Origin of the sequence: Bacillus haynesii (assembly GCF_001969855.1) — a bacterium.
GTDB lineage: Bacteria > Bacillota > Bacilli > Bacillales > Bacillaceae > Bacillus > Bacillus haynesii.
The window spans coordinates 148,806-164,918 of sequence record NZ_MRBL01000003.1 but is presented as its reverse complement, the minus strand read 5'-3'; the positions used below and the strand labels follow the sequence as shown (position 1 = coordinate 164,918).

At 45.9% G+C, this 16,113-nt stretch carries 22 protein-coding genes and 1 other RNA gene; 8 read left to right on the top strand and 15 right to left on the bottom strand.

Annotated elements, in window-relative coordinates:
- Positions 1 to 16 precede the first annotated feature (16 nt).
- Positions 17 to 496 carry a MarR family transcriptional regulator gene (locus BTA31_RS02915; RefSeq protein WP_239693124.1) on the bottom strand — a complete coding sequence of 160 codons (480 nt, stop codon included), beginning with the start codon at positions 494 to 496 and terminating at the stop codon, positions 17 to 19.
- A gap of 43 nt (positions 497 to 539) precedes the next feature.
- A complete protein-coding gene (locus BTA31_RS02910) occupies positions 540 to 788 on the bottom strand; it encodes a hypothetical protein (RefSeq protein WP_094777398.1) in 249 nt (82 codons plus the stop codon).
- Between the two features lie 124 nt (positions 789 to 912).
- On the opposite strand from BTA31_RS02910, the gene BTA31_RS02905 reads away from it, so the two are divergent.
- Positions 913 to 1,962, top strand: coding sequence for an oxidoreductase (locus tag BTA31_RS02905; RefSeq protein ID WP_076788818.1), 1,050 nt, complete (start codon positions 913 to 915; stop codon positions 1,960 to 1,962).
- Positions 1,963 to 1,993: 31 nt separating this feature from the next.
- Here the strand turns inward: BTA31_RS02905 and BTA31_RS02900 are convergent, their stop codons facing one another.
- The 4 genes from BTA31_RS02900 to BTA31_RS02885 form a co-directional block, all read right to left on the bottom strand.
- On the bottom strand, positions 1,994 to 2,629 hold the full coding sequence (locus BTA31_RS02900) for an FMN-dependent NADH-azoreductase (protein ID WP_043925562.1): 636 nt from the start codon (positions 2,627 to 2,629) through the stop codon (positions 1,994 to 1,996).
- A 401-nt stretch (positions 2,630 to 3,030) separates the two neighbouring features.
- Positions 3,031 to 3,999: an oxygen-dependent tRNA uridine(34) hydroxylase TrhO gene (gene trhO, locus BTA31_RS02895; protein ID WP_076788817.1), complete on the bottom strand. Its 969-nt coding sequence runs from the start codon at positions 3,997 to 3,999 to the stop codon at positions 3,031 to 3,033.
- Between the two features lie 195 nt (positions 4,000 to 4,194).
- On the bottom strand, positions 4,195 to 4,413 hold the full coding sequence (gene rsoA, locus BTA31_RS02890; RefSeq protein ID WP_162274283.1) for a sigma-O factor regulator RsoA: 219 nt from the start codon (positions 4,411 to 4,413) through the stop codon (positions 4,195 to 4,197).
- Complete coding sequence (locus BTA31_RS02885; protein WP_076788816.1) at positions 4,388 to 4,969, bottom strand: sigma-70 family RNA polymerase sigma factor; 582 nt, start codon at positions 4,967 to 4,969, stop codon at positions 4,388 to 4,390. Before BTA31_RS02885 ends, rsoA begins: the two co-directional genes overlap by 26 nt.
- Before the next feature lie 156 nt (positions 4,970 to 5,125).
- Between BTA31_RS02885 and BTA31_RS02880 the strand changes: the two genes are divergently transcribed.
- The 4 genes from BTA31_RS02880 to BTA31_RS02865 all read left to right on the top strand — a co-directional run bounded on the left by BTA31_RS02880 (position 5,126) and on the right by BTA31_RS02865 (position 7,574).
- Complete coding sequence (locus tag BTA31_RS02880) at positions 5,126 to 5,275, top strand: YvrJ family protein (RefSeq protein WP_076788815.1); 150 nt, start codon at positions 5,126 to 5,128, stop codon at positions 5,273 to 5,275.
- A gap of 94 nt (positions 5,276 to 5,369) precedes the next feature.
- Positions 5,370 to 6,524 carry an oxalate decarboxylase family bicupin gene (locus tag BTA31_RS02875; RefSeq protein WP_076788814.1) on the top strand — a complete coding sequence of 385 codons (1,155 nt, stop codon included), beginning with the start codon at positions 5,370 to 5,372 and terminating at the stop codon, positions 6,522 to 6,524.
- Positions 6,525 to 6,596: 72 nt separating this feature from the next.
- Positions 6,597 to 6,995 (top strand): YrvL family regulatory protein, encoded by a 399-nt coding sequence (locus tag BTA31_RS02870; RefSeq protein ID WP_076788813.1) that lies wholly within the window; start codon positions 6,597 to 6,599, stop codon positions 6,993 to 6,995.
- A gap of 93 nt (positions 6,996 to 7,088) precedes the next feature.
- Positions 7,089 to 7,574: a DUF6022 family protein gene (locus BTA31_RS02865; protein ID WP_076788812.1), complete on the top strand. Its 486-nt coding sequence runs from the start codon at positions 7,089 to 7,091 to the stop codon at positions 7,572 to 7,574.
- A gap of 347 nt (positions 7,575 to 7,921) precedes the next feature.
- Here BTA31_RS02865 and BTA31_RS22820 read toward each other — a convergent pair whose 3' ends face one another.
- Positions 7,922 to 8,083: a hypothetical protein gene (locus BTA31_RS22820; RefSeq protein ID WP_158039097.1), complete on the bottom strand. Its 162-nt coding sequence runs from the start codon at positions 8,081 to 8,083 to the stop codon at positions 7,922 to 7,924.
- A 205-nt stretch (positions 8,084 to 8,288) separates the two neighbouring features.
- Between BTA31_RS22820 and BTA31_RS02860 the strand changes: the two genes are divergently transcribed.
- The gene (locus BTA31_RS02860) at positions 8,289 to 8,831 is read left to right on the top strand and encodes a YcxB family protein (RefSeq protein ID WP_076788811.1); all 543 of its coding nucleotides are present in this window, start codon (positions 8,289 to 8,291) and stop codon (positions 8,829 to 8,831) included.
- 218 nt (positions 8,832 to 9,049) lie between these two features.
- On the opposite strand, the gene ssrA is transcribed toward BTA31_RS02860, so the two are convergent.
- The 7 genes from ssrA to BTA31_RS02825 form a co-directional block, all read right to left on the bottom strand.
- Positions 9,050 to 9,405: a transfer-messenger RNA gene (gene ssrA / locus BTA31_RS02855) on the bottom strand.
- Positions 9,406 to 9,521: 116 nt separating this feature from the next.
- On the bottom strand, positions 9,522 to 9,995 hold the full coding sequence (smpB, locus tag BTA31_RS02850; protein WP_009329604.1) for an SsrA-binding protein SmpB: 474 nt from the start codon (positions 9,993 to 9,995) through the stop codon (positions 9,522 to 9,524).
- Positions 9,996 to 10,109: 114 nt separating this feature from the next.
- A complete protein-coding gene (rnr, locus tag BTA31_RS02845; RefSeq protein ID WP_076788810.1) occupies positions 10,110 to 12,413 on the bottom strand; it encodes a ribonuclease R in 2,304 nt (767 codons plus the stop codon).
- 13 nt (positions 12,414 to 12,426) lie between these two features.
- Positions 12,427 to 13,173, bottom strand: a complete 747-nt coding sequence (locus tag BTA31_RS02840) for an alpha/beta hydrolase (protein ID WP_076788809.1) — start codon at positions 13,171 to 13,173, stop codon at positions 12,427 to 12,429.
- Positions 13,174 to 13,313: 140 nt separating this feature from the next.
- A complete protein-coding gene (gene secG, locus BTA31_RS02835) occupies positions 13,314 to 13,544 on the bottom strand; it encodes a preprotein translocase subunit SecG (protein WP_003185418.1) in 231 nt (76 codons plus the stop codon).
- A 169-nt stretch (positions 13,545 to 13,713) separates the two neighbouring features.
- On the bottom strand, positions 13,714 to 13,998 hold the full coding sequence (locus BTA31_RS02830; protein ID WP_076788808.1) for an AbrB/MazE/SpoVT family DNA-binding domain-containing protein: 285 nt from the start codon (positions 13,996 to 13,998) through the stop codon (positions 13,714 to 13,716).
- Positions 13,999 to 14,025: 27 nt separating this feature from the next.
- A complete protein-coding gene (locus tag BTA31_RS02825) occupies positions 14,026 to 14,259 on the bottom strand; it encodes a helix-turn-helix domain-containing protein (protein WP_164470226.1) in 234 nt (77 codons plus the stop codon).
- Positions 14,260 to 14,411: 152 nt separating this feature from the next.
- Here BTA31_RS02825 and BTA31_RS02820 point away from each other — a divergent pair, with 152 nt between their 5' ends.
- The gene (locus tag BTA31_RS02820; RefSeq protein WP_043925568.1) at positions 14,412 to 14,813 is read left to right on the top strand and encodes a transcriptional regulator; all 402 of its coding nucleotides are present in this window, start codon (positions 14,412 to 14,414) and stop codon (positions 14,811 to 14,813) included.
- 162 nt (positions 14,814 to 14,975) lie between these two features.
- On the top strand, positions 14,976 to 15,374 hold the full coding sequence (locus tag BTA31_RS02815) for a helix-turn-helix domain-containing protein (RefSeq protein ID WP_043925553.1): 399 nt from the start codon (positions 14,976 to 14,978) through the stop codon (positions 15,372 to 15,374).
- A 48-nt stretch (positions 15,375 to 15,422) separates the two neighbouring features.
- Here BTA31_RS02815 and BTA31_RS02810 read toward each other — a convergent pair whose 3' ends face one another.
- Positions 15,423 to 16,100 (bottom strand): ABC transporter permease, encoded by a 678-nt coding sequence (locus BTA31_RS02810; protein ID WP_043925552.1) that lies wholly within the window; start codon positions 16,098 to 16,100, stop codon positions 15,423 to 15,425.
- Positions 16,101 to 16,113 lie beyond the last annotated feature (13 nt).

Here is a 16,113-nt window from a genome sequence, read left to right as displayed (position 1 = left end):
TCGCTGCTCCTTTTGATTAAATGTGTTTTGACCATTCGTTTAAAAAGCGGATGACGGTTTCCAGCTCGGATTCGGAAAACCGATCAAACAGCTCGATGTAGCGCTGCTTTGCAATTTCGTGCATCCTGTCATGAACGTCGGCCAGTTGTTTCCCCTCGTCTGTTAATGTGTAATACAATTCTTTGTTGTTGTTCGGTTTTTTGTGCGATTCGATCATCCCGTGCTTTGTGAGCACATTGACCGCTTTTGTCACTGCCGCCTTTGATATTTGAAGCTTCGCTGCCAGGAAAGCGTTATTGACGTCTGCTTCGCTTTCGCTGATAAGCGAGATAATGTGAAGCTGGGTCAGGGTCCAATGCTTCCGCATGCTGTCGTCTTCTTGAAAAGCTTCCTTGGCGAACGCCTGCTGTTCATGCTGAGCCCGCTTTTCTCTATTGAGAATAAATTCCTGAACGGCTTGAAATGCCTGCTCATACGTTTTGTTTTCCACTGTCATCATATCCTTTCTATTATCGTTAACCTGTTAACTATTTAATAGTTTACCAGTTAACGATATTTGAAGCAAGCAAAAAGCATATCAATGCAGAAAAGATCCGCAGCATATGCTTCCTCTCATACTTGTAGAGATAACACGTGCTTTTCAGTCCAAGCAGCAAGTCAACGGCTTCCGCGTTTTTTTCGGCAGGTTCGTGCGTCCTCAGCCAATCAGGGTTTCCCGCCGCATTTGTATGAATCCCCCCATCAGCTTTTGTTTTTAACGATAACCGGACGCCCTTTAAAATGAACAAAATGGTGATAAAATCTTCCGTTTTCCGATTTGAAAAGGTCTTTAGGTTTGTTCCAATAGGCAAACAGGGTAAAATAAAGGTGTGTTGATTACATATTAAAAACAAACATGGGAGAGGAGAATGACTGGTGAACAAGGTTCGCACAGGGATATTAGGATACGGTTTGTCAGGTTCGGTGTTTCATGCGCCTTTATTATCGGTGTTAGCAGATTATGAGATTCGAAAGGTGATGACTTCGAGGAAAGAACAAGTCAAACAGGACCTCCCCGAAGCGGAAGCCGTCAGTACGATCAAAGACATCACAAATGACCCGGACATTGATCTCGTCATCGTGACGACGCCGAGCGGCCTTCATTATGAAATGGCGAAAGAGTGCATCCGCGCCGGAAAGCATGTCGTCCTTGAAAAGCCGATGACGGCCACGGCGGAAGAAGCGGAAAAGCTCATCAATGCCGCGAAAGAAAAAGACGTGCTACTCAGCGTCTACCACAACCGAAGATGGGATAACGACTTTTTGACGATCAAACAGCTCATCAAAGAAGGGCGCCTCGGAGAGGTCAACACATTCCACGCCTCCTACGACCGGTTCCGCCCGAATGTCAGACAGCGCTGGAGAGAGCAGAAAGGACCGGGCTCAGGCGCACTGTACGATTTAGGTTCACACTTGATCGATCAGGCGCTTCATTTATTCGGCAAGCCGAACAGCGTCACCGCTCAAGTGACCGCGCAGAGAGCCAATGCGGAAACAGACGATTACTTCCATGTCGTCCTTCACTATGATCAGCGCCAAGTGATTCTCCACTCGGGTTCGATTGTTCCGGCTAACGGTCCCCGCTACCAAATCCACGGCTCAAAAGGAAGCTTTATTAAATACGGTATCGACGGCCAGGAGGATGCACTCAGAGCGGGTCAAAAACCTGAAGGCGATGAGTGGGGAGCCGATCAACCCGAATATTACGGGGAACTGGCCACAGTTGAAGGCGACGAGGTCATTAAGGAAACCGTTGAAACGCTCCCGGGTTCATACTTAACCTATTATAAGCAGCTTGCTTCAAGCATTCTTGAAGGCGGCAGCCTGCCTGTCACGGCGGAAGAAGGACGCGATGTCATCCGGATGATCGAAGCCGCGCAAAAAAGCAGCGAAACGAACCAAACGGTGTTCTTAAACAAATAAAACAAAACCGCGGATCACCTCCGCGGTTTTTTCAAAAGGTCCGGCCCAATTCTTTGGCACGGGCAATCGCATTTCGTTTAATTTCTTCAGCTTTATCCGGCTCAGCATTATGACCTTCTATAAATAATCCTTCAAATTCCGGAACGCCGAAAAACTGCATCATGATGCTGATATAGCGGTGCCCCATCTCAAGTTCCGCAGCCTGCCCTTCTGAATAGTAGCCGCCTCTCGCCTGGATGTGCAGGGCTTTTTTATCGGTTAACAGCCCGATCGGTCCCTGTTCGGTATATTTAAACGTCTTTCCCGCTACAGCAACCGCATCAAAGTACGCTTTCATCACCGGCGGAAAAGAGAAATTCCAAAGCGGCGTGACAAACACGTATTTGTCTCCCGCAATAAATTGCTCGCTCAGTTCATTCAAACGGCCGACTTTTGCTTTTTCGTGTTCAGAAAGCTGTTCAAAGCCCGATCCGGACTGCAATTTTCCCCAGCCGCTGAAAACATCTGCATCAATCTGCGGAATGTTTTCCCGATAAAGATCAAGGTGTATGACTTCATCATCCGGATGGGCTTCTTTATAAGATTCGATAAAAGCTTTTCCCGCCGCCATGCTGTATGATGCCCTTTCGTCATGCGGGTGAGCGGTAATGTAAAGGGTTTTTGTCATCTCTTTTGCTACCTGCCTTTTTGTATTGTTATTGGTTAGTATGGTACGTTCCCGGGCAAATATTCAGGAAAAATCGGATGATGCTGTGTCTTCCCGATGATTCAGCCGTTTCATCGGGGAAGGATGAGCACTCCCCAGTACGGAAATTTTATGACGCAGTTTGCACTAATGGCTGATGGCCTGTTTTGCATTTTTCACTAGCGGCTGGATCAATTGATGCTTTTGTTTGGCAGTTGCTATATTTTCACTCGGCTTTCATTTACGAATAAAAATAGGAACGCCCCGATTTTTCAGATCAAGGCGTTCCTTAAAACAATAGCCGACTCCCTTGGAGGAGCAATGCCATTTAGAGATGCTCGCGGCACCTTCGATTTTTTATATGATACTTTTGTTTACAGCTTTTACGAATGCGCTGCATGTCCCTCTTCTTTCAGCTTTTCGAGTCTCTCTTGCATCTCTTCTTCTGAAAGGCCGTGCTCTTTGACATACAGGTTGCGCGGATGAACCCGGCACTTGTGCGTGCAGCCCCGCAAATAGCGGTGCTCATTTTCTTCAGAGCAGATGATCTGCTTGTTGCATTCAGGGTTGGCGCAGTTGACATAGCGCTCGCAAGGCTCGCCGGTGAAATAATCCCTGCCGACGATGACGTGCTCTTTTTGGTTGACCGGAACGCTGATTCTTTCATCGAAAACATAACACTGCCCGTCCCACAGTTCACCTTGAACTTCAGGGTCTTTTCCGTACGTCACAATGCCGCCGTGAAGCTGGGACACGTCTTCAAATCCTTCTTTTTTCAGCCATCCTGAAAATTTTTCGCAGCGGATTCCCCCAGTGCAGTAAGTCAATATTTTTTTGCCTTCGAGCTGTTCTTTGTTATCGCGAATCCATTCAGGCAATTCGCGGAACGCTTTAATGTCCGGTCTGACCGCGCCGCGGAAGTGTCCCAAATCGTACTCATAGTCGTTCCGCGCGTCGACGACAATCGTATCCTCCCGCTGCATCGCCTCATAAAATTCTTTTGGCTCAAGGTATTTTCCCGTCAATTCATTCGGATCGATATCATCTTCCAGGCGGAGCGTCACCAGCTCATCGCGATGGCGGACATGCATTTTTTTGAAAGCGTGCCCTTCTGATTCATCGATTTTAAACACCATATCTTCAAAGCGGGGATCGCTTTTCATTTCACTCATATAGCGGTCTGTCTGCTCTACGGTTCCTGACACGGTTCCGTTTATTCCTTCACTCGCCACTAGGATGCGCCCTTTCAGGCCCAAATCTTTGCAGAACTTGAGGTGATCTTCGGCAAATTGCTCGGAGTTGTCGATATGAACATATTTATAATACAACAATACTCGGTATTGATTATTCATGATATCTTACCACCTATCTGATGCATGTTTTTATAAGATCAAAAATGGAATCTTCATCCATTTACATTGTCAACCTTCAGTCATATTAAAACAAATCATCACCATGATTTCAATGCAGCAGCTTGAACATTCCATTAATCAAATGTTAGAAATTTTAACACTTCCGGCGGTTTTACGCAAGCAAAACAGCTCAGCTTAAAGGACTTTCAGCAATTCTGTTATAAACTCCCAAAATCCAGGCACATCTTGACATAAAAGCATCTCCGCTTTTTCGCAAATCTTCATCTTCAGCTCCTGTTCAAGATCCTCCCTCTCTTGATAGGATGTGTTGTTTAATTTGCTTTTGATCATCGGCGTGAAATTTTCCAGCAATTTCTCGATCTCTTTTTCATCGTGCAGACTCACTGTTATCATTCCCCTCTGCTTTAGAATTCAGCAGCTCTCTTATCTTTTCGAGTGCCCTTTTATGAATTCTTGAAATATTTTGCCTTGATTCTCCCAAAGAGTCGGCCATTTCCTGCATGGATACCCCATGAATATAAATTTGCGCAAGTACTTTTTTCTGCTTGTCCGTCAATTGCAAAAACGCTTCATAAAGCATCGGGTCTTGCAGATGTTCGCTTAAATCCTCTTCCTGTTCCAAGACATCGTCTAACAGATCCCCTCGGGGCGGCTCGGGCAGATTCGGACTGTCGTCGATCATCAATGGAAAACGCTCTCGGTTTTTCCGGACTCTTTTATCAAAGTCAACGGAGAAAATCCGGATCATCGAGTTGATGTATTTGATCATGCGGATGTTTTTGTAAAACCGCTTAAATTCACGATCGAGACACTCTGCCTCTTCAGAATCCGGATGTTCCAAAACGTGGTTGAAAAGCCGCTCATACCGGGGGTTGCTCAAAAAATGCTTCACAAGCGGATGCCTTGTGACCTCCTTGATTTTCGCACGCAGTAACGTTTGATCAATCATAAAAACCGCCTCCTATTTATTTAGATGAAAGAAATGAAAAAAAAGTAAACTCATCTCTTCTATTAACATGCAAACATAAGTTCCCATCTAGAGAAAATAGTTCTTTGCTTACATTTTTCAAACTTTCATCACTTCTTAACATAGGAGGTGGTAAGAATGGACAGTGCATTCATTGAGGAAGCAGCGAAACAAATCGGCAATGTCGGCTTTCCAGCTGTATTGGCAATTTACCTGCTTACGCGTTTTGAAAAGAAAATCGATGAACTGATCGAATTGATCAAAGAAAAAAATGACACCGATGATTGACATCGGCCTCACTTTTTTCACTTAACATGACAGAAGGGGAAAAACGAAAGGCCTTTCAGCTCTCCTTTACATTTTTAGAAAGAGGGGATATCACATGGAAAAAAACAAACAAATTCCGCAGCCGATCAGAGGAGAAGAAGGAGCGGAAACGAAAATTCCGCACAACGTCGAACGCGACCGGCAAAATCCGGACATGCTTGTGCCGCCTGAAACCGATCACGGAACAGTGCCAAACATGAAATTTTCATTTTCCGATGTCCATAACCGTCTCGAAAAGGGCGGATACGCACGGGAAGTCACCGTCCGCGAGTTGCCGATCTCCGATAATATCGCGTCTGTCAACATGAGGCTGAAACCTGGAGCCATCAGAGAACTGCACTGGCATAAGGAAGCCGAATGGGCTTATGTAATTTATGGATCAGCAAGAATTACAGCTGTCGACCAAGACGGCAGAAACTTTATTGATGATGTGAAGGCGGGCGATTTATGGTATTTTCCGTCCGGGATTCCGCATTCGCTTCAAGGCCTTGAAGACGGCTGCGAATTCCTGCTCGTCTTCGATGACGGCTCTTTCTCTGAAAACAGCACCTTCCAGGTGACAGATTGGCTAGCCCATACACCAGATGATGTCATTGCCGCAAACTTCGGCATCTCCAAAGAAGTCGTCGCATCACTTCCGCCTGAGGAAAAATATATTTTCCAAAAAGCGGTTCCGGGCTCGCTTGAGAAAGACAAGGTTGAAAGCCCGAACGGAACGGTTCCGGAATCTTTCAGCTACAAATTGCTTGAACAGGAACCGATCGTCTCAAGCGGCGGCAAAGTACGGATTGCCGATTCCACCAATTTTAAAGCGTCGAAAACGATCGCCTCGGCGTTGGTGGAAGTCGAACCCGGAGGCGTCCGGGAGCTGCACTGGCATCCGAATACAGACGAGTGGCAGTACTATATTTCCGGCAAAGCGAAAATGACGGTTTTCGCGGCTGACGGACATGCCAGAACATTTAATTACCAGGCCGGAGATGTCGGCTATGTGCCGTTTGCAATGGGACACTACGTCCAAAATACAGGAGACGAACCGCTTCGCTTCCTCGAAATTTTCAAAGACGACCACTATGCTGACGTTTCGTTAAACCAATGGCTCGCACTCGTTCCGGAAGAGCTTGTCCGTCAGCACCTTGACGTCGGCAGCGAGTTTACAAACATGCTCTCTAAAGAAAAGCATCCGGTCGTCAAATTTGATAAGAAGTAATCAGCCAGGCTTGCAGGAGACATATCCTGCAGGCCTTCGGCTGCTGTGTACATATTTTAAAGGAGTTGTAACATGAAACATTTCATTATTTGCTGCTTATCGATTATGTTCGTTTTTTTCGCCCACTTTCTCGGCATTTCGATCCTGTTTCATCTGCCGGGCGCATTTTACCAAACAGTCGGATCACTGCTACTGTTTACGCTATGTTATTCCGCACTGACCTTTGTCCTGGAACCGGCTGAAAAGCTGCTCATCCACAGTATGAAGCTGCTGGGCATCAATCGGCGGATCACGTTTTTTGCCGCCGAAATGATCACGATCGGATGTTTATGGGCCGCCATTTTTACGGCGGACGAATTGCTGGACGACGTTCTGCTGACGACGTCGGCGGAAATCATGATCGCCGTTTCGTTTTTTGCCGTTGATAAAATCCTTTATCCACGGCAGAGGTCCGGTTCGCTCTTATATTGACGATCCATTTTAGAATTTTTTCAATGCAGGACTCAATGGTTCACAACAATGTTATATACTGGATTTGCAGTGATTAAAAGGAGGTTTTTGTTCATGAATAAGGTTCGTTTCAGACCCGGCATGTCGATCAAAGAAATTGGCGAACAGGTGCAAGACTATATCACCGCAAATTGGAAACAAACGCTTGACGATCATCGCGACGCGCTTTTAAAGGTGTTTCCCGAATTGGAAGACGCGACTTACGGGGTCTACTTGGACCACTTGCTGCCTCCTGTATTTGAAAGTCTCGAACAGTCCGGCTTTACAACGATTCAAGATGCGGGAAAAGGCGATTTTTTTATCGGAAAAGGCTTGAACTTTAGACAGTCCATGGAAAAATGGGGAGCTGACAACTGCCGCTCGCGTGTGTTTTGGGTTGTTATCTCCGATCAGCAAAAAAAGCATGCCGGGACGCTGCTCTTTGACTTTTATCACTCTCACGCCGGATTTGATGTACCTCTCTCCCCGCAAATTTACACATTGGAAGAAACGGAGAGAAACAGAATTGTTGCTCATGTGAAACAGATAAAGGAGAGCTAGCTTATTGCGATCCACAACATCATAAGCTGCAACCGCTGGGTCATCCAGCGGTTTTTTTATTTACACTAAATGCAGCCCAAGGAATATTTTTGCAACCAATCAAACCAGACATTCGTTATGTATAAGACCAACATCTTACATAAGGGAGAAAATCATGAGAACTTTCGAAATATTATTAACTCTGCTGTCTTTTATCATGCTGTTTCAGCAAAAAATGCCGAGAAAGCTTGCGGCGGCAACTTGATCAGCAAGCCGAATCCATCATATCCGGAAGTGAAGTTTCCGAAGGAATAAACCGAAAACAACAAAACGGGTGCCGTCAGCGAGAGCGGCACCCCTCTTCACGATCATGAAAAAATAAAGAAAATACCTAATGCAATCGCGGTCTGAACAAGCGAAACCACAGCCAAGTGCCCAAACGGAGTCTTGGCTTTTTTGATGTATGTATCATAAATGGCATTAACAGTAAAGAAACAAACGTATCCTATTAGCGATTCAATGATGAGCATGGGGGACCTCCTTTTGCCAGCTCTTTCGTATGTATATACGACCTAAGTTCGACATAATACCCTCTGATCCTTTTTTAGCGATCCCTAAGTGGATTACACGGTGCCTCTGCCAGGCCGACTCCAACGAAAGAAAAGCCAATTTCTGCGAATAAATGAGACTTTATGCTAAAATGAAAGGAAAACAAGTTTGAGGTGCAGTAAGCTTATGATCCAACATAGTGTCTTTCTTGAGGGAGAATATACATTACAGGATATGAGAACTTTCTTTCTTTATTGGCTTAAAAAATACGCATTCCTTTATTTTATTCTTATTTTTCTATTGTTTGTATGGGTGTTTTCCGTCGATGGGAAGATGCCAATTACCGTTTATCATAGTGAAACACTCGAATTGCTGTTGAATGGCCTTCTTATTATTGTACTTTCAATAATATTAACATCACTTTTAATTGGGTTTTTTTATATCCGGGTGCAAATTGTCTATCGAAAAAATGAACGGTTAAAACGCAAAAGAACTTACACTATCAATCCACAGGGGATTCAGATTCAATTTAAGAATTCCGATACATTGTTTCAATGGTATGAAGTGACAGCAGTAACAGAATATAAACGTCTCATCCTCATGAAAACGTCAAGCAGCCAGTTGATTTTGATACCGAAACGTTTTTTCACATTTGAAAACGAACTTGATTCTTTCAGAGAGCTTGTGACTACATATGGACAGGCCAAAAAATTAAAATTGCAATATTAAGAAGAGAGGTTTGTTCTCTTTTGTATATTTCAATTTCCACCTTATTTCTAAACATAAAAAAACGACCACTCATAATGGAGGTCGTTTTTTTTGAATGCCTCCGGTACATGGAAGGCAGAAGTAATAAAATATCAAAGCTTATTATGAAATACCATATCAAGCCTCTGCTATTAACATTAAAATTCCCCACTAAAACAAAAAAACCACCATCATATGTATGGTGGAGACGGTGGGAGTCGAACCCACGTCCAGAAACGTCGATTGCTTCAGCGTCTACGAGCGTAGCCCTGCATATTTAGTTTCGCTCATCTTCGTGCCTGCGGGCAGGCCCTCGGAGAGCTAGTCTGACGAGTCTCTTCCTGCGCCCTCAGACGGGAGCGCAAGCGTAGCCTACTTCGTTATGGGCTCTTAACCGGCACATAGGCGATGCGGGCAAGAGCTCGCTGCGCTAATTAGGCAGCTAGTGCTAAGTTCTGGTTAGATTTGCCAGTTATATTTAGGTGCGTTTTTACGAGATCGCCTCTCGGCTCGCAACTCAAGCTCGATCCGTCCCTGTCGAATCCGTAACGTCCCCTTGGATGAAAAGGAAGCCGGATAACTGGCTGCATCACTATTATAACAAGATCACGCGTCAATTCCAAATGGTAATGTCTGTGATCACGTTCATATAGGATAACATGAGTTCTGGCTTTAGATCAAGCCTTTTTGCCTATCGCGGAACGCTCTTTCGATTTCGCGTTTGGCGTCTTTGCGCTTCAAGTCTTCGCGTTTGTCGAATTTCTTCTTCCCTTTTCCGAGACCGAGCAGTACTTTCGCGAAGCCGTTCTTCAAATAAATCTTGAGCGGTACGAGCGAGTATCCCTGCTCTTTCGTCAAACCGATCAATTTGTTGATCTGCTTGCGGTGCATCAAAAGCTTTCTCGTCCGCAACGGATCATGGTTATAGCGGTTCCCCTGCTCGTACGGGCTGATGTGCATATTGTGAAGGAACACTTCTCCGCGCTCAATTTTGGCGAACGCGTCCTTTAAATTCACCCGTCCGGCGCGAATGGACTTGATTTCCGTACCTTGAAGTACGATGCCTGTTTCATATGTTTCTTCTATAAAATAATCGTGATTTGCTTTTTTATTTTGGGAAACAACCTTCCCTTCTCCCTTTGGCATACGGCAACCTCCTCCCGCCTTCAATCTCACATTCGAAAGGGCGGCGAATACGTATTATTCTATCAAATGAACGTTCGTCTTACAATTTCGCCGCCCTTTTTTGACGTGTGCCGTCTATTTTTTCTTTTTCTTGCGTTTTTGTTTCGGCGCGTTTTGAAAACCGCGTTTTTTCTTTACTTTTTTCTTTTTCGGCTTGGTGAACCATTCCCCTTTGTCAGCCGATGGAGCATCCTTTTTTGGAGCCTTTTTCTGTTTTGGTTCCGGCTTCTGCCGGCGGCGGGAGCCTTTCATGCCGACGATTTCAAAATCGATGTTCCGCTCGTCTTTATTGACGTCAACGACGCGGACCGTAATCTCATCACCGATCCGGTAGACATTGCCCGTGCGCTCACCGATCATCGCGTAGTGCTGTTCATCATAGCGGTAGAAATCGTCCGTCATAAAGCTGACGTGGACAAGCCCTTCGATCGTGTTCGGCAGCTCGACGAACATGCCGAAGTTCGTAACGGAGCTGATGACGCCGTCAAATTCTTCGCCGATTTTATCGAGCATAAATTCGGTTTTTTTCAGATCGTCCGTTTCCCGCTCTGCATCTACGGCATTGCGTTCCATATTTGACGTATGCTCGGCGATCTCAGGCAGTTTCTCGGCCCATTTTTCCCTTGTCGCTTCGTCTGTCTTGCCCTGAATCAAATACGTCCTGATCAGTCTGTGGACGATTAAGTCAGGATAGCGGCGAATCGGAGACGTGAAATGCGTGTAGAATTCAGTCGACAAGCCGAAGTGTCCGAGGCTTTGCGGATCGTATTTCGCCTGTTTCATCGACCTGAGCATAACCGTCGAAATCACGGCTTCTTCAGGACGATCCCTGACTTCTTCAAGCACGCTTTGCAGCGCTTTCGGATGGATGCTTCCCGCCGTCCCTTTGACGACATAGCCGAATGTCGTAACGAACTCCAAAAATCTCTGCAGCTTTTCCTGATCTGGATCTTCGTGAATCCGGTAAATAAACGGAACATTCATCCAATGAAAGTGCTCGGCGACCGTTTCATTGGCGACAAGCATAAATTCTTCGATCAGCTTTTCAGCAGTTGACCGTTCTCTCAAAACGACGTCCTTCGCTTTTCCTTCTTCGTCGACGAGAACCTTCGCTTCCTTAAAGTCAAAGTCGACGGCTCCGCGTTCCATCCGCTTGCCGCGCAGAATCGCAGCCAAGTCTTCCATGTCTTTAAATATCGGGACAAGCGCCTGATACTTCTGTTTCAGCTCTTCATCATCATCGACTAAAATTTTGTTCACGTCAGAATAAGTCATTCGCTCGGTCGTTTTGATGACGCTTTGAAAAATTTCGTGCTCGACGACTTGCCCTTGAGGATTAATGAGCATTTCGCACGACAATGTCAGCCGGTCGACCTTCGGATTTAAAGAGCAGATTCCGTTGGACAGCCTGTGCGGGATCATCGGAATCACCCGGTCGACAAGGTAGACGCTCGTGCCGCGTTCATACGCTTCCTGGTCAATCGGAGACCCTTCTGTTACATAATGGCTGACATCGGCAATGTGGACGCCGAGTTTATAATGGCCGTTTTTGAGTTTTGTGACAGTCACGGCATCGTCCAAATCTTTGGCATCTGCACCGTCGATCGTGACGATCGTTTGATCGCGCAGATCCCGTCTGCCTTCAAGATCTTTCTCATCGATTGTATCAGGCGTATTGCCGGCCTGCTCCATCGCCTCAGCCGGAAAGTCTCCCGGGAGGCCGTGCTTATGAATAATGGAAAGAATGTCGATGCCGGGGTCGTTTTTATGGCCGAGAATCTCGATGACTTCCCCTTCTGCACTCATCCGGCCTTCAGGATAGCTTGTCAGGCGGACGACGACTTTATGACCCTCGACGGCGCCGTTTTTGGCGTGCTTCGGAATAAAGATGTCATTCGTGATTTTTTTATCATCGGGAATGACGAAGCCGAAGTTTTTCGTCTCTGTATATGTGCCGACAATCTTCTGAATGTTGCGCTCAATGATGCGGATGATGGCCCCTTCTTTTTTTGTACCGCCGGTCTCTGTACTTAAGCGGACGAGCACCGTATCTCCGTTCATTGCCGTGTTCAGCTCAGACGGCGGAATGAAGACATCGTCAAGCGAGGAGTCTTCGGGGAGGACAAACGCGAAGCCTTTCGCGTGCGCCGACACCTTCCCTTTGATCAAATTCATTTTTTCGGGCAAACCGTAGCGGTTGCTTCTCGTTCTGACGACAAGCCCTTTTTCTTCAAGGGTAACAAGAGCTTTGACAAGCTCTTTGTATTCGTCCGAATCGGTGATTTCCAGCATCTCTTCCAGTTCCTGAACTGTAAGAGGTTTATACGCTTCTTCTTTCATAAAGGAGAGAAGCTTATCCATAAATTCTTCTTTTTCCACTAACCAGACCTCCTTATGTCTGCCAATCCAACGTTTCTAAAAATTGATACACATCCTCGTGCAGTGTTTCGCGTTCTTTATCCAATGTGATGGCATGACCGGATTCTTCATACCATTTCAGCTGCTTATCATCTGTTTCCACTTCATTGTAGATGATGTTTGCGCTGTCCGTATTAATCATATGATCGTGGCGCGCCTGCACGACAAATGTAGGCGAATAGATCATGTCCACATGCTCTCTGACATCGGCAATCAAATCCTGCAGTGCTTTCAACGTGTTCATCGGCGTTTTTTTGAATTCTTCCATCTCAGCGTCAATCTCCTCCGCTGTCTTGCCTTCAAATTTCTTATAATTGCGGGCATACTCAAGCACACCCTCGTACATCGTCTCTTCGCTTTTGATGTACATCGGCGCGCACATTGGAACAATTCCCTTTATGGGTACAGTGTAACCCAATTTTAATGAAAAAACTCCTCCGAGAGACAGTCCGCAAGCGGCGATTTGTTCATACCCTTCCGATTTCAGATATTCATACCCGTCCATGACGTCTTTCCACCAGTCTTCCGGCCCTGTGGAGAGAAGTTCTTCCGGAGGCACGCCGTGGCCTTTATATTGGGGCGCATGGCATGTGTAGCCTTTTTCATTCAAATATCTTCCGAGCATTCTGACGTCCGCCGTGTTGCCCGTAAATCCGTGCAACAGCAGGACGGCTTTTTTTCCGCCTTTAAATGTGAAAGGTTGTGGTTTGACGATTTTCATGATTCACTGTCTCCTTTTCATATGTATTCTTCCACGTTTTGTCTTGAAACAAACTCTATCAATCCGCCGGTCCCGTCATACAAAGACCTGCAAATAGGAAAAAGGCCTGACTTGAACATCAGACCTCACGCTTCATTGTCTTATACAAAGTAAGCAAGCGCAATCGTTAAGAAAAAGAAAAGCACGGTTAAAACGACCGTCATCCGGTGGAGAATCAAATCAAGTCCTCTTGCTTTCTGCTTTCCGAAAAGCTGCTCGGCTCCGCCGGAAATCGCGCCTGATAATCCGGCGCTTTTGCCGGATTGCAGTAAAACAACAACGATTAATACGATACTTACAATCACTAATAAGACCGTTAAAAATGCGGCCATAACCTACACCTCCAGACAAACTGGCTGACAATAGTTTTATTTTACATGAAAAGCAAGCGCATGTCACGAGCGTTTCGAGCAGCTTTTTTTATTTTTTCCCAGCGCCGGAATAAGGTATACAAAAAAAGGAGCAACTATGCTCCCTTTCCGGCGGAATATGTAAAGACATTTATTTCTTTTCTGACAAGGCTGCCATCATATCTTCCAGGAGCATTTCCGCTCCCTGCGGGCTGAGTACGATTTTGCCGCCTGCATACGTTTTATTTTTCGTGGTGATGTCGCCGGTCATCAAGCATGCCATGTTGGCGGCGTATTTTGTCAAAACGATGTTTTCTCCGTCGGTGTATATTTCGAGCGGGTCCTTTTCATTGATATTCAGCACTCTGCGCATTTCGACCGGGAGAACAACCCGGCCGAGCTCATCGATTCTCCGGACAATTCCCGTGTTTTTCACGTTTGAAAGCCTCCTTTTTTCCTTTATTTATTGACATTTGTCAACATCTTTATAATAAAAGAGATCTTCAAATTTTTTGTTGAAATACTGAATCATCTTTCCGATCACAAGTTGTCCGGGCCTCCTTTCGCCATTCAAAACTCTGCTGAGTGTCGCCGGGGATACACCGATTTCAATGGCAAGCTGATTTAAGGAGAGATTGTGTTCAATCATATACTGGAGAACAAAATCTCTTTTGATATGAATCTTTTTTACCATGATTACTCCCCTTTCTAATCTCTTATGTTTCTTTTTGTCTATATTGAACATAAACGATTTGTTAACTTTTGTCAATACTTTTATCATCCATATGTTTCCTATAGGCAATATTCGTACTAAAATATTTTATAATAAGAGATTGCGAGGTTTTGGCCATGACGAACTTTGGATACCATTTACGACAATTAAGGGAACGGAAAAAGCTGACCGTCAATCAGCTGGCGATGTATTCCGGCGTCAGTTCGGCCGGCATTTCGCGAATTGAAAACGGAAAGCGAGGCGTGCCGAAGCCGGCGACGATCAGAAAACTGGCGGACGCTTTGAAAGTCCCGTATGAGGAACTGATGGCATCTGCAGGCTATATCAGCGCGACCACAGTCCAGGAAGCAAGAAGCAGCTATGATTCCATTTACGACATCGTTTCACAGTACGATTTAGAGGACCTTTCTCTGTTTGACAGCGAAAAGTGGAAGGTGCTTTCAAAAAAAGACATCGAAAACCTGGACAAATATTTCGACTTTCTCGTGCAGGAAGCAAGCAGCCGAAACAAAAACTGAATACCTTCTCCAAGCGCACTCCCCTCATTTTCGTCTGTTTACGATCCTGCTGTTATTTTATCCCTTTCGTTAACTTTTGTCAATATTTTTCCTGTTTAAGTATTTCCTTTAGTCAACATTTGTATTAAAATGTTCATATCATGAATTTGCGGGGGGATGGCGATGACAATGTTCGGCGAGCGGCTCAAAGAGCTGAGAGAACAAAGAAGCCTGTCGGTTAATCAGCTTGCCATGTATGCCGGTGTGAGCGCCGCAGCCATTTCCAGAATCGAAAACGGCCACCGCGGCGTTCCCAAACCCGCGACGATCAGAAAATTGGCCGATGCTCTGAAAATGCCGTACGAGCAGCTCATGGATATTGCCGGTTATATGAAGGCTGACGAGATTCGCGAACAGCCGCGCGGCTATGTCACGATGCAGGACATCGCTGCCAAGCACGGTGTCGAAGACCTGTGGCTGTTTGAGCCCGGAAAATGGGACTGTTTGTCCCGCGAAGACCTGCTCAATCTCGAACAGTATTTTCATTTTTTGGTCAATGAAGCGAAAAAGCGTCAATCATAATAAGCCGAATTTCCTTTTAGCAGAAATTCGGCTTTTTTCGGATGCCATTTAAGCGGCATCCGGATTCGGCGTCTTGCCTTTATGATGTTTAACCGGGCTCAGCGCACGCTCGAGCCAGCCCATAAACAGATCGGCGATGATCGCCATCAGCGCCGTCGGGATCGCGCCTGCTAGAATGATCGCTGTTCCGTTGGTCGCATTTGTTCCCCTGACTATGATATCCCCGAGGCCGCCTGCGCCGACAAACGTGCCGATGGCCGTGATGCCGATTGCGATGACGAGCGCGGTTCTGAGCCCCGCCATAATGACTGACAAGGCGAGAGGAAGCTCCACCATCCGGAGCACTTGAAATTTCGTCATGCCCATCGCCTTCCCTGATTCAAGATAGGCATGCTCAATGCTGACAATTCCCGTATATGTGTTTCGAATGATCGGCAAAAGCGAATACAAAAACAATGAAAGAATCACCGTGTTGGCGCCGAGTCCCATGACAAGCATCAAGACGGCGAGCATCGCAAGCGCCGGAATCGTTTGAATGACATTGGTGATGGAAAAGACCCATTTGCTGATTTTCCGGTATTTGGCGATGAAAATACCGGCCGGGATGCCGACGACGGCGGCGAATAATACGCCGTATGCCGACATTAAAAAGTGGCGGTAAAATTCCCCCAGCACATAGCCACCGTTTTGCGCGTAATACGTCCAAAGCTGCTGCAGCACTTCCATTTGTCAGCCCCTC

Bases quoted from the DNA above. Each gene is read 5' to 3' on its own strand.
- BTA31_RS22820 (WP_158039097.1), bottom strand. From the start codon at position 8,083: ATGCTCATCATTGAATCGCTAATAGGATACGTTTGTTTCTTTACTGTT.
- secG (WP_003185418.1), bottom strand. From the start codon at position 13,544: ATGGCCGCATTTTTAACGGTCTTATTAGTGATTGTAAGTATCGTATTA.
- BTA31_RS02915 (WP_239693124.1), bottom strand. From the start codon at position 496: ATGACAGTGGAAAACAAAACGTATGAGCAGGCATTTCAAGCCGTTCAG.
- BTA31_RS02820 (WP_043925568.1), top strand. From the start codon at position 14,412: ATGACGAACTTTGGATACCATTTACGACAATTAAGGGAACGGAAAAAG.
- BTA31_RS02870 (WP_076788813.1), top strand. From the start codon at position 6,597: ATGAAACATTTCATTATTTGCTGCTTATCGATTATGTTCGTTTTTTTC.
- BTA31_RS02875 (WP_076788814.1), top strand. From the start codon at position 5,370: ATGGAAAAAAACAAACAAATTCCGCAGCCGATCAGAGGAGAAGAAGGA.
- BTA31_RS02880 (WP_076788815.1), top strand. From the start codon at position 5,126: ATGGACAGTGCATTCATTGAGGAAGCAGCGAAACAAATCGGCAATGTC.
- trhO (WP_076788817.1), bottom strand. From the start codon at position 3,999: ATGAATAATCAATACCGAGTATTGTTGTATTATAAATATGTTCATATC.
- BTA31_RS02840 (WP_076788809.1), bottom strand. From the start codon at position 13,173: ATGAAAATCGTCAAACCACAACCTTTCACATTTAAAGGCGGAAAAAAA.
- smpB (WP_009329604.1), bottom strand. From the start codon at position 9,995: ATGCCAAAGGGAGAAGGGAAGGTTGTTTCCCAAAATAAAAAAGCAAAT.
- BTA31_RS02815 (WP_043925553.1), top strand. From the start codon at position 14,976: ATGACAATGTTCGGCGAGCGGCTCAAAGAGCTGAGAGAACAAAGAAGC.
- BTA31_RS02865 (WP_076788812.1), top strand. From the start codon at position 7,089: ATGAATAAGGTTCGTTTCAGACCCGGCATGTCGATCAAAGAAATTGGC.
- BTA31_RS02885 (WP_076788816.1), bottom strand. From the start codon at position 4,969: ATGATTGATCAAACGTTACTGCGTGCGAAAATCAAGGAGGTCACAAGG.
- BTA31_RS02810 (WP_043925552.1), bottom strand. From the start codon at position 16,100: ATGGAAGTGCTGCAGCAGCTTTGGACGTATTACGCGCAAAACGGTGGC.
- rsoA (WP_162274283.1), bottom strand. From the start codon at position 4,413: ATGATAACAGTGAGTCTGCACGATGAAAAAGAGATCGAGAAATTGCTG.
- BTA31_RS02860 (WP_076788811.1), top strand. From the start codon at position 8,289: ATGATCCAACATAGTGTCTTTCTTGAGGGAGAATATACATTACAGGAT.
- BTA31_RS02900 (WP_043925562.1), bottom strand. From the start codon at position 2,629: ATGACAAAAACCCTTTACATTACCGCTCACCCGCATGACGAAAGGGCA.